This window comes from Actinopolymorpha sp. B9G3 (genome assembly GCF_040120725.1).
Lineage (GTDB): Bacteria > Actinomycetota > Actinomycetes > Propionibacteriales > Actinopolymorphaceae > Thermasporomyces.
Map to the genome: position 1 here is coordinate 239415 of NZ_JBEEAB010000004.1, position 15522 is coordinate 254936.

Below are 15522 nucleotides of genomic sequence, written 5' to 3' on the forward strand. Positions count from 1 at the left end.
TGGTCGTTCCGATCCGGAAAGCCCAGTCGAGGAGAAGCGAGCCCGATCATGACTGTCGAGGAGACGACTCCGTCCACTTCCTCCCCTTCGTTCCGATACAACGGCGAGTTGGCCGGTGAGATCGAGAGCCGTTGGCAGGCGTACTGGAAAGTGCACCGCACCTTCCAGGTGGCCAACCCGGCAGGCTCGCTCGCCGCGCAAGGCGAGGTTGACACCGTGGCAGGCGGCGCCGTCGCCACCGGGCCGACCAACGCCGACGACAGGCTGCCGACCGACGCCGACGCCACGGTCCCCAGCCGGGTGGACACGAGAAAGTTCTATGTCCTCGACATGTTCATCGGGCCTTCCGGTGCGATGCATGTCGGACATCCGCTGGGCTACGTCGGGACCGACGTCTACGGACGCTACCTGCGGATGTGCGGGTTCCGGGTGCTGCATGCGTTCGGCTTCGACGCTTTCGGACTGCCCGCCGAGCAGTACGCCATCCAGACCGGCCAGCACCCCCGCATCACCACCGAGCAGAACATCGCCACGATCAGGGCGCAGCTGAACCGCCTCGGCATGGCCCACGACGACCGGCGCAGTGTGTCCACCACCGACGTGGAGTTCTACCGCTGGACGCAGTGGATCTTCCTGCAGATCTTCAACTCCTGGTACGACGAGCGGGCCGACAGAGCGCGCCCGATCGCCGAGCTGGTGAAGGAGTTCCAGTCCGGTGTGCGCCCCACGCCCGACGACCGGCCGTGGTCCGAGATGACCGAACCTGAACGCAGGAAGGTGATCGACGCGCACCGACTGGCCTACCTGGATGAGGTGGAGGTGAACTGGTGCCCCGGTCTCGGCACAGTCCTGGCCAACGAGGAAGTCACCGTCGACGGCCGGAGCGAGCGCGGCAACTTCCCCGTCCACCCGAGGAGGATGCGGCAGTGGATGCTGCGGATCACCGTGTACGCCGACCGCCTGCTGGCGGATCTGGACCACCTCGACTGGCCGGAGTCGATGAAGTCCCAGCAGCGCCACTGGATCGGGCGTTCGGTCGAGGAGGAGGAGGCCGGCGGGACAACGGCGCCGAGATATCGGCTGCGGGACTGGGTGTTCAGCCGGCAACGCTACTGGGGCGAGCCGTTCCCCATCGTCTACGACGAACACGGTCCGGTCGCGCTGCCGGAGACGATGCTGCCGGTCGAGCTGCCGCCGACTTCCGACTTCGCGCCCAAGGTCTATGACCCGGACGACAGGGAGGCCGAGCCCGAACCACCCCTGTCCCGCCTGCCGGAGTGGGTGTCGGTACGCCTGGACCTGGGTGACGGCCCGAAGGACTACCGGCGCGAGACGCACACCATGCCGCAGTGGGCAGGGTCGTGCTGGTACGAGCTGCGTTACCTGGACCCCGACAACGATGCGGCATTCTGCGATCCCGCCAACGAAAGTTACTGGATGGGCCCGCAAGCCGCCGTTGACACCGGGGATGCCGACGCCGGCCGGACTGATCCTGGTGGCGTCGACCTGTACGTCGGCGGGGTCGAGCACGCCGTCCTTCACCTGCTCTACGCCCGCTTCTGGCACAAGGTGTTGTACGACCTGGGACATGTCTCCAGTCGCGAGCCGTTCCGCCGGCTGATCAACAACGGCTACATCCAGGCGTACTCCTACACCGATGCGCGCGGAGTCCACGTGCCTGCCGACGAAGTGATCGAGCGGGACGGCGCCTTCTGGTACCACGGCCAGCGCGTCGAACGCAGCCTCGGCAAGATGGGCAAGAGCCTGCGCAACATGGTGACGCCTGACGAGATGTGTGCGCGCTACGGCGCCGACACGTTCCGGATGTATGTCATGTCCACCGGGCCACTGCCGGCGTCGCGGCCGTGGGACCCACACGGAATCGTCGGCATGCACCGGTTCCTCCAGCGGGTGTGGCGGATGCTGGTCGACGAGGACTCCGGCGCCTGCACGGTCTCCGCGCTGCCGGCGTCGGTGGCCACGAGGCGCGTGGTGCACAAGGCGATCGACGCCGTAGGACGAGACATGAACGAACTGGCGTTCAACACCGCCATCGCCCGGCTGACCGAGCTGTCGCGCCATCTGGCCGGCCTGGCCACGGTGCCCCGCGAGGCGGCGGAGCCGCTGGTGCTGATGCTGGCGCCGTTCGCACCTCATCTGGCCGAGGAGTTGTGGTCGCGGATGCACGGCAGCGACGGGGTGAGGGGATCCGTCGCGTACATCCCTTATCCGGAAGCGGATCCGGCCCTACTGGTCCCTGATCGGGTGACCTGCGTGGTCCAGGTGGCCGGCCGGTTGCGTGACCGCTTCGAGGTGGCGCCAGACGTCTCCGGGGACGAGCTGCGGCGGCGCGCCCTCGCATCCACGAAGGTCCGTACCGCATTGGCCGGCCGCCAGGTCCGGACCGTGATCGTCCGCGCGCCGAAGCTGGTGAACGTCGTGCCGGCATGAGGGCAGCTTCGTGCACCGGGACGGGCGACGCCGAGTCAGGTTCGACCCTCAACCGCCGTGCGGGCCGACGGGAACATGGGAGTGGATCAGGCGTCGCCGTTCGCCACGTCGGCCAGGAGCTTGGCGGGTTGGAAGGCGTACGCCACCATCCAGTGCGGAGCGACCCTGAGGTAAACGATGTCGTCACCCCAGCTGGTCGGTGAGCTGCCGTAGTGCGCGGCCAGATGGTCCTCGATCGCCCGCCAGTCGGGATGGTCCTGCGGCACGAACTCCGCCGTGCCGTGCACGAACACCCCGAGGTCGTCGCCCCGGAGGTGCGCGACGCTGACCGCGGGACGCGCTCGCAGGTGGCGGACCTTCACCGCCGTGCCGGCCGTCGAGAACACCCACCGCCCATGCAGGAAGTGTCCGTCGAGCCCGGAGATCCGGGGCTCACCCCTGGCGGTCACCGTGGCGACCGAGAGGGTGCACATCCCGGTGAGGACGGACGTGAGCTGCGAGGCCGTCAGCGTGCGTTCGCCCGGCGTCACGATCGACCGCAGGTGTTCGCTGGAGCGGGGGAGCGAGGTGTCGAGGAGGGTCTGCAGGTCGTGGAGCTCGTCAGCTGTTTCGTACATCCTCCCGAGGATGGCAGAACCCACCGACGCCGACGGGTCGACCACAAAGTTCGACAGCTGGGGCCACCGCCTTCGAGTCCGGCGACGGAGCCGGCGCGGGAAGAGCGCCCCGAGTGGCCGTGGTCAACGATTCCACCGCGACCCTCCCGTTGCCGAGGAGACTGGGATCGGGTCACACGACCAGCACCCGACAAGGACTGACAGGTGCGGCGGTCAGGCTGGACCGCCGCACGTGACATACCCTGGGCCCCCGTGGACCTGCGTGGAGATTCTCGACGCGACGCGCTGGTGGCGATCGCCGATCGGTACCACATCGCGATCGAGGACATCGTGCCCGCTCCCGCCCCGGGCGCGGCCAACTACGTCTACTTCCTCGGCGATCACCTCGTGGTCCGGATCCCCCGCGGCGGAGGTGCACGCCTGGCGGAGTTGGCGAAGGAGGCCACCGTGATCCCGGCCGCGCGGCGGGCGGGGGTGCGGACTCCGGCCGTCGTGACCTACGACGACAGCTGTTCGGTCGTCGGCGTGCCCTACCTCGTGATCGAACGCGTCCGCGGTCGGGACCTCGGAGCTCTCGGCGTGTCGCCGACGGAGGCGGCCGGTGCGTACCGTCAGGTCGGGCTGAGCCTCGCCCGGCTGCACCGGCTCGTGCGAGGCAGGGTGGGGCCACTGCCGGGGCTGGGTGTCGACGACGAATCGGATCCGCGGCCCACCGTGGAGGCGTTGGCGGAGGTGGGGTACGTCGACGTCGATGCGGCACGCTGGCTCATCGGCTGGTTCGACCGGCTGGCTCGTTGGCGCCCGGCGGACGTGGAACCCGTCGTCGTCCATGGAGACGCGGCACCGACCAACATCGTCGTCGCCTCCGACCTGGAGCTGCTGGGTCCGGGCGCTGACCGCGGCGTGGATGGTGTCTTCGACACGGCCACGCTCGTCGACTGGGGAGATGCCGCGTGGGCCGACCCGGCGGTGGACTTCGCGAAGATCCCGTTGCGAGCGGTGCCGTTCGCGTTGGAGGGGTATCTGGCCGGCGTGGGTGCGCGGTCGCGGGCAGAGGCGTTGCAGGGCTGGGCGGCTCGGATCCTGTGGTACCACCTGAGCTGGGCGCTGCACGGTGCCCCCCAGGAACCGCGGACGGACGAACGCACCTGGACGGCACCGCCGCTGAGCCGGTTGCTCGAGGTGCTGCGTTTCTTCGCCCAGTCGCCGCCTGAGCCTTGGGCCTCTCTGGCCTGAGGATTCTGCCGACTGCCTCTCAGGACCTGCCGTCAAGTCCGAGGAGCGGTGACGTCGTGAGGTGGCTTGCCTGCCCCCACGACGGGCCGGGAGCTTGCCGGGGGCGTGAGGTGCCCGGCTCGGCCCGGCTCGGCTCGGCCCACGGCGTCCGGGAGATGCAGGCGCCCGGATTTTGTCCACAACCTGCGAAACAGCTGGTTCATCCACAGGTCTGGCAGCTTCCGCGGACGGCGGGCTCGCATCTCCCTACCGTCGTGGCGTGTTTCGTCGCCACACCACTCGTCGCCGGGTCCGGTCCGACACCGTTCGTGCGGTGCGCCGCGTCCAGGCGCTGTGGCGAGCGCCTGCGCGAGAGTTCCGGGTGGGTGGCTGGTTGCCGAGCCGGGCGGGCGGCCCGGTCCGTGTTCAGGGGGAGCCGGGCGGCGCACCCGACGGGAGGGAGGAGCCCGACGTGCCCGAGGAGCCCGACGTGCCCGATGAGCCTGAGCCGGATGAGCAGCCTGAGCCCGACAAGCGCTTCCCGTATGCCGATCGACTTCGGCATGACGACGGGTTGCTGGGTGACGACCGATTCCGGGATGACGACCGATTCCGGGATGAGGATCGGTTCCGGGATGAGGATCCGTTCCGGGCCGACGGCCGAATTCCGGCGGACGAGGAAATGGCCGGCGGGGAGCTGGGTGGCGTCGCCACCTGGGGTCTGCGGCGAGGGCACCTGGTGGTCATCGCCGTGCTGTTACTGGTCGCCGTCGGCGGTGTCGGCGTCATGGTGCTCCGCGAGCGACCGGTGCGCGAGAGCGTCACTCAGCGTCCGATCGCCACCGCGTCTGTGGTGGCATCGACCAGTCCAAGTGCAACCGCGACCAGCGCCTCGCCGACACCGCCGACGCTGGTCATCCATGTGGCGGGGAAAGTCCGCAAGCCAGGTGTGGTCCGGCTTCCGGCAGGCTCGCGGGTGATCGATGCCGTCTCGGCGTCAGGCGGCGCCCTGAACGGCGTCGACCTGGCCGCACTCAATCTCGCGCGCCCACTCGCCGACGGTGAGCAGGTCCTGGTGGGGGTCACCGCCCCTCCCGGCGTACCCGCCCCGGGTGCGCCTCTCCAAGGCGGTTCGGCGGCAGGCTCAGCCGGCACCGGCCTGCCCGCCACCCCGGTCAACCTCAACACCGCCACGCTCGAGGAACTGGACACACTGCCGGGAGTCGGCCCCGTGCTGGGGCAGCGCATCATCGAGTTCCGCACGTCGCAGGGCGGCTTCACCAGCATCGAAGAGCTGCGCAATGTCACCGGGATAGGCGAGCGGACGTACGCGGACCTTCGTGACCGGGTCACCGTGTGAGGCGTGCAGTGAGTGTCGTTCACCAGGTTCGCGGCCGCCTGGTTCGGAGCGTGACGAGGGCGTTTCGCCCGGGAAGGTCGAGCCGGCCCGGGCCGCCGGCCGCAGCTGGGCGCGGTGGGGCTCCGGCCCCGGCACGCGATCCGGCCGCATCGCGTCAGCCGGTAGACGCCCGGCTGGTGCCGCTGGCCGTAACCGCCTGGCTGTGCACGCTCGTCGTTCCGCTGCTGCCTCGCCGGCCGGTGGTCGTCGCGGCGGCGGTGGGTCTCGTCGTCGTGGCAATCGCGTTCATCGCCCTGGATCGGCGGCGGCGGTTCCACCGGCGTACCGCGGCGCTGGCCGTGGTCTGTCTGGGCGGCGGCGTCCTGTGCCTCGTGACGGTCGCCCACATCGCCGCGTCGCGAAGCGGCCCTCTCCCCGACCTCGCCGCTGACTCCGCCGTGGTGACCGCCGAGCTTCGGGTGGGGACCGATCCGCTGCGGAGGGAGTCCAACCGCGGATTCCGGTCCACCTACGTCGTGGTGGAGGCGGACATCATCCGGGTCGTGGCACGCGGTACGACCACCCGGCTGAAGGCGCCGGTCGTTCTCACCGGATCTGTGGCCTGGGCCGATGTCGACCCCGGCACCGTCGTACGCACCGTAGGAAGGCTCGCCGAGACCAGGCCCGGCGAACGAGAAGTGGCCCTCCTCGCCGCCCGGTCGCCCCCGGAGCTGGTCGAGCCTGCAGGCTGGCTCGACCAGGGGGCGAGCCGGCTGCGGGCCGGTCTTCGCGCCGCGGTTGCCGGGCTTCCGGAGGCCGAACGTGGCCTCGTGCCCGCCCTCGTGGTCGGGGACGTGTCGGGCATGCCCGAGCACCTCGTCGACGACTTCCGTACGGCCGGCCTTTCGCACCTGACCGCTGTGTCCGGAGCGAACTTCACGATCGTGCTTGCGTTCGTCCTCGGTCTCGCGCGTTGGGCCGGTCTTCGATCGTGGGGCCTGCCGGTGCTCGGAGTGCTGTGTGCCTTGGGGTTCGTCGTCCTGGCAAGGCCTGAGCCGAGTGTTCTCCGTGCAGCGGCGATGGGGCTGGTCGGCCTCGCGGGACTCGCGGCGGGATCGCGCCGGTACGGCGTTCCCGCCCTTGCCATCGCCGTACTCGCCCTGCTCCTCGTCGATCCGTGGCTCGGGCGGTCGTTCGGGTTCGCCCTCTCGGTCCTCGCCACCGCGGGAATCCTCGTGTTGGCACCGGTCTACACCGGAAGCCTCGCGGGCTGGCTGCCCCGGTTCGCCGCCGCGGCGGTCGCCGTCCCGCTCGCGGCTCAGCTCGCCTGCACACCGCTGGTCGCGGTCCTGTCCGGGTCGGTCAGCGTGGTCGCGGTCGTCGCCAACCTCGTCGCTGCACCGGCGGTGTTCCCGGCGACAGTCTTCGGGTTGGTGGCCACCATCCTGGCGCCGCTCAGCGTTGGCATCGCCTCGGTTCCCGGCTTTCTGGCCGGAGTGGCGGCCCGGTGGATCGTCGAGGTCGGGGCGCTCGCGGCGCGGGCACCCGGCGCGAGCCTGTCGTGGCCGGCGAGCGGGCCGGGAATCGCGGTACTGGTCGCGCTGTGCGGCGTCGGCGTTCTCGCCGCACCGGCACTGCTGAGGCGGCGCGGTCTCAGTCTCGTCCTCGCAGGCGCGGCCGCCGTGTGGATTGTCCATCCGGTCCGCATGCCCGTCCCCATGACGTGGATCACGGGCTGGCCGCCGCAAGGCTGGATTCTGGTCGCCTGCGATGTCGGTCAAGGTGACGCGCTGGTCCTGCGGTCCGGGCCCCGCACTGGCGTGGTGGTCGACACCGGACCCGATCGCGCGAAGATGGACGCCTGCCTGGCCGACCTCGGCATCACGCGGGTTCCGTACGTCCTGCTCACCCACTTCCATGACGACCACACCGCGGGACTCGCCGGAGTCGTGCGCGGTAGGACGGTGGGGGAGGTCGGTATCCGCCCACACGCGCCCGCCAGCGAAGCCGTACGTGTCGGTGACTCGGAGCTCGGAACCGGCGTTCGGGTCACCGAGGTCGTCGCGGGTGAGCGCCGGCGGTCAGGCGACGTGACCTGGACCGTGCTCAGTCCGCACCCTGCGACGCCAGGGGCTGGGCCGCCTCCGGGTGCCACGTCCGGAACTGCGCACGACGAGGAGGGTTCGGCGGAGAACGACGCGAGCGTCGTGGTGATGGCCGAGATCAGGGGCATCCGGATCCTCCTCACCGGTGACATCGAGCCGCCGAGTCAGCGGGCGCTGCTGCGGTCCGGCCATGACCTTCGCGCAACGGTGCTCAAGGTTCCTCACCACGGGTCGCGCTACCAGGACCAGGAGTTCCTGCGAGCAACTGGCGCGACCATCGCGCTGATCACTGTCGGTGCCGAAAATGACTACGGACATCCCGCACCGACGACCGTCTCGACGGTGGAGGCGTTCGGCGGCACGGTGGCGCGGACCGATCTCGCGGGCTCCATCGCCGTCGTCAAGGACCGTGGTGGGCTGGGCATCGTGAGCCGGGGAGCGGCCGACGAGGGCGTACGAACCGACGCGGGTACGGATGGTGGGGCTGCCAGCGCTGAAGTCGGGCACGCGGAGTCGCAGGCGGGCGCGGGCCGGACCTCCCGGTCGACGGGAGGTGAGACCAGGATTGTCGGACCTTCGTGGGATGCTGACGTCGATGGCAGCCAAATCTCGTTCCGCACCGGCCACTGGCGAAGCTCTCGGCGGGGTCACGCTCGTGCTCGGCGCCGAAGACCTGCTGGCCGATCGCGCGGTCGCGGCGGCAGTCGAGGCCGTCCGTTCGGTCGATCCAGGAGCCGACCTCACCGAGATCGACGCGGTGAACCTGGCACCCGGGAGTCTCGCCGAGCTCACGAGTCCGTCGCTGTTCGCATCCGCACGGATCGTGGTGGTCAGGTCGGTCGAGACGCTGCCGGCCGAATCCACCGACGCGGTCCTCAGCTACGCCGGCAGTCCGGAGCCCGATGTCGCCATGGTCCTGGTCCACCGCGGCGGGCAGAAGGGCCGGTCCGTTGCCGACAAACTCCGCAAGGCCGGCGCACGTGTCGTCGCGTGTGATCCGCTGAGGAGTTACGAGCTGCCCGGTTTCGTCCAACGTGAGGGCCGGGCGGCGGGCGTCCGCATCAACGACGACGCGGCGGGTCTGCTGGTGGACGCGGTCGGAAGCGACCTTCGAGTGCTCGCGGGGGCGACGGCCCAGCTGATCTCCGACAGCGCCGGAACGGCGATCACCGAGGAAGTCATCCGCCGATACTTCGCCGGTCGCGCAGAGGTCAACAGCTTCGCGGTTGCCGACGCGGCACTGGCGGGTCGCACGGCGCATGCGCTGGAGCAACTCCGCTGGGCGATGCGTGCCGGGGTCGCCCCTGTGCTGGTGACCTCCGCGCTCGCCTCAGGCCTGCGCGGTCTGGCCAAGCTCGCCGGTGCACCTCGGGGCCTGCGCGAGGGCGACCTGGCCCGTGAGGTCGGCGTGCCTCCGTGGAAGCTCAAGACGCTGCGCGCCCAGCTACGCGGCTGGAACTCCGAGGGACTTGCGTTGGCGATCCAGGCGGCGGCTCAGGCTGATGCCGACGTCAAGGGGGCCGCCGACGATGCGGACTACGCGCTGGAGAAGGCGGTCCTCGCCGTGAGCCGTGCACGACAGCACTAGCGGGACATCGCCCGGGTCCTGGTCCGTCTCCTCGACCAGAAGGGGCTGCGATTGGTCACCTCGGATCCAGATCACTGCACACTTGACCAGTGACCCTCCGGCGTACGGTGCACCGGTCTCGCTCCGTGCTCACCTCGGGCACGCCGGCAGCCGGGACGCGGGCCGGGTACGCCTAGATCCGGGAGCGGCTGGCGGACAGGAGCCTCAGCAAGTGCCGGCCGCAGTCGACGTGGGGAGTCGCGAGCCCGGCGTGACCTGGAAGAGACGCCGCCGCCTACACGGGGCCCGGGAGAGACGCGCCAGCTAGAGGTGACCTGGGGGGCACGGCCCCGACTAGAGGGAGCCGGCCCGCTTGAAGATGGCGGACTTCTTGTTGGCCGCGTGATTCTTGTGGATCACGCCCTTGGAGGCCGCCTTGTCGAGCAACCGGCCAGCAACGCGGGCGGAGTCCTGCGCCGTGGCGGCGTCGCCGCTGTCGGCGGCCTCGCGGAACTTGCGAATTGCCGTCTTCACCGACGAACGTACCGACTTGTTGCGCTGCCGCCGGCGCTCGTTCTGCTTGATCCGCTTGATCTGGGACTTGATGTTCGCCACTGAGTCAATGCCTCGATCGGACGTTGTGCTGATGGACGATGGGAGCGTGCCGGACCTGGCCGGACACGCGAACGGACAGCTTACCAGCCGTCGGAACCGGGCCTACACTCGCGAACCCGGGGGCGGCCGAGTCGGTGGCCAGCCGGAACCCAGCGCAGACGTGATCAGGTCGATGATCATGAAGGCCCGCGGGTAGAAGCCCCCCTGTCGTGGTCGGAGGTGGGGGCGCGCCCCGGCCCAGACGGTTCATGATCACCGGCATGATCAAGGGCCGCCGAGTCCGGCGGGCGAGCTGGCGGGTCTGGGCGCGCTGCCTGGAGGGAGTGCGGGCGTGCGGGTGTGCGGTGCGGGTGTGCGGGTGTGCGGTGCTGGGTGTGCGGTGCGGGCCGCCTCCCAGGACCGCCGGACCTTCCAACCTCCGGACTAACTCCCTACTCGGTCTCGGTGAGGGTGAGGGAGCGGAGCCGGTGGCCCGCGAACCAGGTCGCGGCCACGGTCACGGCGACGAGGAGCACCAGGGCGGTGCCCGCGCTCATGACCGACTCGATCGCGTCCTGCTTGATCACGCTGTCGGCGACCGCCAGAGCCCACTGCTGGATGCTGAGCGTTTTCGCCCCCGGTACGAATCCGCCGACGAAGCTCTCCCAGATCAGCGCGTAGACGAGCCCGAAGACCACCGCGTGCCGGGTGAGTACGGCCAGGAGCAGGAACACCGCGCTGTAGGTGAGGCCCGCGATCGCCGTGCCCACGCCGAACCCGAGAGCGACACCCCCGTCGAGACCCGACACGACGACCGCGGCGACGAACGTCGGTACGGCCGCGAAGGCGAGCAGGCAGCCAGCCGCGATGGCGAGCTTCGTCACGATGATGATCGGCCGCGACACGGGCTTGGCGAGAATGTAGACGATCGACCCCTCGTCGATCTCGGGCCCGATGACGCCGGTGCCGGCGATCAGGCCGAGCAGCGGCACCATGGTGCCGAGAGCGAACGCCTGCAGCAGCGGCGTACCCACCACCGAGTCCGGACCGGCGACGCCTCTGATGACCGCGGCAAGCGCCAGGAGGAGGACCGGCAGGATGAACAACAGCAGCACTCGGCGCTTGCCGAGGAGCGTGCTCGTCGTGAGTCTGGCGATGGTTGCGTTCATGGCATCCTCGTAGGTGGTCAGGCCGGGCGGGTCGGCGCTGTGGTGCTCACGCGCTGATGAGATAGGCGAAGACGCTCTCGAGGGACTCGTCGGACGGCGACACCTCGAAGAGCCGGACTTCGGCGTCCCGCGCCATCTGCGGCAGCAGCCAGGTGAACCGGGCGAAATCGACCGCCTGCACCCGGAGACACTGATCGCGTACGTCGAGTTCGACTCCCGCCGACGAACCGTCGGAGATGAGCCATGAGGCGAGCCGCCGGTCGTCGCTGGAGCGGATGACGTACTGATGTGGCCGGTCGGCCATCAGCCGGCGGATCTCCCGGAAGTCGCCGGACGCGGCATGTCGCCCCGCGACGACGACCTCGATGTGGGAGGCGACCTGCTCAACCTCCTCGAGGATGTGCGAGCTGAACAGCACGGTGCGTCCCTGCGCCCCCATCGAACGCAGAAGATCCATCAGGTGCAGACGCTGCCGAGGGTCCATGCCGTTGAAAGGCTCGTCGAGGAGCAGGACCGGCGGGTCGTGGACGAGAGCGGTCGCCATCTTGATCCGCTGTTTCATGCCCTTGGAGTACGTACCGACCCGCCGGCCCTGTGCGTACGCCATCTCCACCGTGGCGATCGCGGCTGCAGCGGCCGCCCGCGGGTCGGGCAGTTTGTGCAGCTTCGCGTTGGCGAGCACGAACTGCCAGCCGGTGAGGTTGTCGTAGAGAGCTTCGCGTTCGGGGACCAGGCCGATCCGCCGGTAGGCGAGATGGTTCCGCCATACGGCGGAGTCGTCCAGCGTGACCTTGCCAGCTGACGGCGCCAGGAAGCCGCCCATCATGTGGATCAGCGTCGACTTGCCGGCGCCGTTGGGGCCCAGGAGTCCGGTGACACCCGGACCGATGGTCATCGTGATGTCGTTGACCGCGACGACATTGCCGTACCAGCGGGAGGCACGGTCGATGTGGACGACGCTCATGCTGTTTCCCTTTCGCATGACCACTGCGGTGCCTCACTCCGGCACACCTCGTACCTCGGCGTACCTGCGTGGGGGCTCCTCGCACTCATGCGTTCGCCACCTTCCGGTATCGCAGGAGCAGCAGGCCGAACGAGCCGACGACGACCGCCGCCGCGGTGAGGACGAAGGCCAACAGACCGACGGTCGTGTCCGGTGGCGGAATCACGCCGGAGTACTCCGCCCCGAACGCGGTCACCTGCACGCCGTCGACCAGGGTGATCGGCGAGAGGAGTCCGAAGTAGCCGGCGAGTGTGGTGTTGTTCTCCGACTGCGCGATCCCAGATGCGATCGTGACACCGGAATAGCTGAGAACGAGGACCGTGATGATGGCCGCGACGCCGAATCCGCGCCGCGTCGTGAGGGACGCGATGACGCCGCCGACCCCGGCGAGCACGAGCGCGAGGACCACCACGCCGGCCAACCCGGCGGCGAAGTTCTTCGTCTGCTCACCGAAGGACAACTTCGCCAGCAGGGTGCCTGCGTACAACACGATCAGGGGCCCGAGCACGAGGATCGCGATCGAGGTCGCGAGAGCGGCGAACTTCGCGGTCACGTAGTCGAGCCGGGTGAGCGGCCGGGAGAAGTACAACGTGATCGTGCGGAACCGCAGGTCGCGGGAGAACAACTGCGGTGCCTGCGAGGCCACGAAGATGCCGATGACCGCCTGGGTGACGACGAAGTACCGCTCATACGGAAGTGGCAGGTCCTGGAGCCTGGCGAACATCATGACCGCGACGACGATGACGGCCGGCAGGAGCATCGCCCCGGCGAGCAGGAACGGCAGCACCTTGGACTTTGCCGACCGCCCGAGACCGTAGGTCGACCGGAGGCTCTGTACGTACAACGACCGCAGGATGTACGCCCGACCGAGGCGAGCCCCGTCGTAGTTCCGGTAGCCGATGTCGTGGATGACGCCACCAGGTGCGGGAGCGCCGACCGGACCGGCAGGTAGGGGCTCATGGGGCACTGGCATGCCGTGCTCCTCCGTCGCTGTGGGCTTCGTCGGTGTGCGTTGCGTCGACATGAGCCCTGTCGACATGAGCCCCGTCGGTGTGGGCCCCGCCAGGGTGGGCTCCGTCGACGTGGCTCGGTGCCTGCACTTCGTTGGCGCGGAAGACCTCCTCGATCCGGTGCCGGCGCTGTTGCATCCGGACGAGGCCGAGGTGGAGTTCTGCCGCCGTGTCGCGTACGACGTCGTAGATGCGTTCGTCGGTGGCGTCGATCACCAGCATCCGGCCGTCGGGGGAGACCGAGTGGCCACGGGCGGCGAGGGCCTGGCCGAGCCGGTCACGTCCGGTAGTGGTGCCCGCGCCGGAGTCGTGTGCACTCACCTCGACGAGGAGCATGGGGGTGGCGCGGGTGAAGTCAGCCGTCGAGGACGACCGCAGGAGCCGTCCACCGTCGATGATCACGACGTGGTCGCTGATCTGCTCGAGTTCGCCCAGGAGGTGCGAGGTGACGAGGACGGAGATGCCGAAGTCGGCACCGATCCGGCGGATCAGGGCCAGCATGTCGTCGCGGCCGGCCGGGTCGAGGCCGTTGGTCGGCTCGTCGAGGAAGACGAGGCTCGGGTCATGGACGAGTGCCTGGGCCAGTTTGACCCGCTGTCGCATGCCGGTGGAGTAGCCCCCGATGGGTCGGTAGCGCTCCTCGTACAGCCCGACGTGGCGGAGCGTGTCGGCGGTCCGTTCGCGAGCGCTGGCGGCCGGAAGCCCGGACATCCGCGCCATGTGGACCACGAACTCCGTTGCCGACACGTCCGGAACCAGGCAGTCGTGTTCGGGCATGTAGCCGACCCGGTCGCGGATGGCCGAACCGTCGGTGCTGACGTCGAGGCCGAGCACGCGGGCCGTGCCTGAGGTGGCCGGCGCGAGGCCGAGCAGGATCTTGATGAGCGTGGACTTTCCCGCGCCGTTGGCGCCGACCAGCCCCGTGACCCCTGGGCCGACCTCGATGCTGAGCTGGTCGAGGGCGGTGACGCGGGGGAACCTCTTGGTGAGGTCTTGGGTGGAGATGACGGTCACGGTCACGACGCTAGTGCACAGGGGCGCCTCTGACCGTCCATCTCCAGGACGAGGCGTGGCATTCCTGCCCGTAGGGGTTCCCCTGGTGATCCGGGCGAAGCGTCAGCCGACCCAGCCGCGGCGTATGGCGATCCAGGACAGGCATGCCTGCGCGTACCACGCCTGGTGCGTACGTAGATGCGGCGATCCGGGGACGGCCGGTTCGAGCGACGACCGGGTGAAGTAGCCGCTCAGCCCGGCGAGGGCCGCGTCGACCGCTTCGGGACCCACATCGGCGCCGAGGGGATGTGCGGCGAACAGGGCGTCGCCGTCGTAGCCGTCTCCGCGGGCGGAGATCAGCAGGGAGAGGAGGTCGAGCCAGGGGGCTCCACGGCTGGGCCAGTTCCAGTCGCAGATCCAGACCTGTCCGTCGTCGCCCATGATCACGTTGTCGTCGCGGAGGTCGCAGTGGACCACGGAGTCGCCGGCGAGGGCGTCCAGCGCCTGGTCCTCGAGGGTCGCGAGCTCGGCGACCTGTGGGTCGGGTGCGTCGGCGCCCGCGGAGGCGACCTGGCGCCAGTACCCGAAGTCGTCGGCCAGCCAGTCTCCGAGGGCGGGGACGACGAGATCTGGTGGTCCGGGCGTGAGGGCTTCCGCCATCGGTGTCAGTGCGGTGAGGACGCGGGCGAGTTCGGTGGCGTCCCACGGCCGGGCCGGTGGCTGGCCAGGCACGTCGTCGAAGCACAGCACGACCCAGCCCTCGTGCTCTGAGGTCCAGCGCACACGAGGCGTGGGCACGCCGTCGGGGAGCCGTGGGACGATTCGTGCCTCGGCCTGGTAGCAGTCGGCGATCACCGGGCTGTCCTCGGACGAGGCCGCCTTCACGAACGCGGTCCTGCCCTTGCCGTAGACCAGCCGGGACGCGAACCCCGGGGTGAAACCCGACCCCTGGTTGGCGACGGCGGTGACGGGCCCGCCGAGCCGTTCCTCGATGTGCGTACGAAGGAAATCGGGCAGGTCGGGCCACTCCGGCCGGAGCGCGGTTGCTCCGTGCGGGACCAGGGGTGCGGCTGGCGCGGTCATCGGTCGATCCTGACAGCCCGAGACCTCGCTCAAGTTCAGCGGGGTGGTCGGTCCCGGGTTCGTTCGGTCCGTCGCGACAGCGGGCCTGGGTCCGCGCTTGATCAAATACTGACTGCTTCAATCAGGGTACGGCCGATGGTTGAGGTGGTCGGGTTCTGGATCGCGCCCTGGCGCGCCACCAAGCCCACTCTCCCTCCCAGGCGACGGGGTGCGGGAACGGGGAGTGCTCGACGGGAGCCATGGTCTGCGCCGTCCAGCAGCACGACCCAGTTGACCTTGCGGTAGCGCCGCCTGCGGTGCCTGGCGTTCGTCGCATCTCGTCGTCTATCCGAACGTCGGGCCGAGCCGCCAACAGGCGCCGGCAGGGGCGACCACC

The 15522-nt window shown here is 69.7% G+C and carries 11 protein-coding genes and 1 pseudogene; 5 read left to right on the forward strand and 7 right to left on the reverse strand.

Annotated features, from left to right (window positions below; genetic code table 11):
* The first annotated feature begins 48 nt into the window (after positions 1-48).
* Complete coding sequence (locus ABNF93_RS09910) at positions 49-2451, forward strand: class I tRNA ligase family protein (protein ID WP_349327599.1); 2403 nt, start codon at positions 49-51, stop codon at positions 2449-2451.
* A gap of 86 nt (positions 2452-2537) precedes the next feature.
* On the opposite strand, the gene ABNF93_RS09915 is transcribed toward ABNF93_RS09910, so the two are convergent.
* Entirely contained in the window at positions 2538-3068 is a 531-nt protein-coding gene (locus tag ABNF93_RS09915; RefSeq protein WP_349327601.1) for a pyridoxamine 5'-phosphate oxidase family protein, read from the reverse strand.
* 252 nt (positions 3069-3320) lie between these two features.
* Here ABNF93_RS09915 and ABNF93_RS09920 point away from each other — a divergent pair, with 252 nt between their 5' ends.
* The 4 genes and pseudogenes from ABNF93_RS09920 (at position 3321) to holA (ending at position 9315) form a co-directional block, all read left to right on the forward strand.
* Positions 3321-4304, forward strand: a complete 984-nt coding sequence (locus ABNF93_RS09920) for a phosphotransferase family protein (protein ID WP_349327603.1) — start codon at positions 3321-3323, stop codon at positions 4302-4304.
* A gap of 313 nt (positions 4305-4617) precedes the next feature.
* Positions 4618-5643, forward strand: coding sequence for a ComEA family DNA-binding protein (locus tag ABNF93_RS09925; protein WP_349327605.1), 1026 nt, complete (start codon positions 4618-4620; stop codon positions 5641-5643).
* Between the two features lie 821 nt (positions 5644-6464).
* Positions 6465-7964: pseudogene (locus ABNF93_RS09930) on the forward strand (ComEC/Rec2 family competence protein); the annotation flags it as partial.
* 358 nt (positions 7965-8322) lie between these two features.
* Positions 8323-9315, forward strand: coding sequence for a DNA polymerase III subunit delta (gene holA, locus ABNF93_RS09935; protein ID WP_349327607.1), 993 nt, complete (start codon positions 8323-8325; stop codon positions 9313-9315).
* Between the two features lie 333 nt (positions 9316-9648).
* Here holA and rpsT read toward each other — a convergent pair whose 3' ends face one another.
* From rpsT to ABNF93_RS09965, 6 genes are all read right to left on the reverse strand, one after another.
* A complete protein-coding gene (gene rpsT, locus ABNF93_RS09940; protein WP_349327609.1) occupies positions 9649-9909 on the reverse strand; it encodes a 30S ribosomal protein S20 in 261 nt (86 codons plus the stop codon).
* 431 nt (positions 9910-10340) lie between these two features.
* Positions 10341-11057, reverse strand: a complete 717-nt coding sequence (locus ABNF93_RS09945) for an ABC transporter permease (RefSeq protein WP_349327611.1) — start codon at positions 11055-11057, stop codon at positions 10341-10343.
* Positions 11058-11103: 46 nt separating this feature from the next.
* Positions 11104-12021, reverse strand: coding sequence for an ABC transporter ATP-binding protein (locus ABNF93_RS09950; protein WP_349327612.1), 918 nt, complete (start codon positions 12019-12021; stop codon positions 11104-11106).
* A gap of 85 nt (positions 12022-12106) precedes the next feature.
* Positions 12107-13033, reverse strand: a complete 927-nt coding sequence (locus ABNF93_RS09955) for an ABC transporter permease (protein WP_349327613.1) — start codon at positions 13031-13033, stop codon at positions 12107-12109.
* On the reverse strand, positions 13017-14084 hold the full coding sequence (locus ABNF93_RS09960) for an ABC transporter ATP-binding protein (RefSeq protein ID WP_349327614.1): 1068 nt from the start codon (positions 14082-14084) through the stop codon (positions 13017-13019). The genes ABNF93_RS09955 and ABNF93_RS09960 overlap by 17 nt, the downstream gene beginning before the upstream one ends.
* Before the next feature lie 102 nt (positions 14085-14186).
* The gene (locus ABNF93_RS09965) at positions 14187-15146 is read right to left on the reverse strand and encodes a phosphotransferase family protein (RefSeq protein ID WP_349327616.1); all 960 of its coding nucleotides are present in this window, start codon (positions 15144-15146) and stop codon (positions 14187-14189) included.
* Positions 15147-15522: the final 376 nt, after the last annotated feature.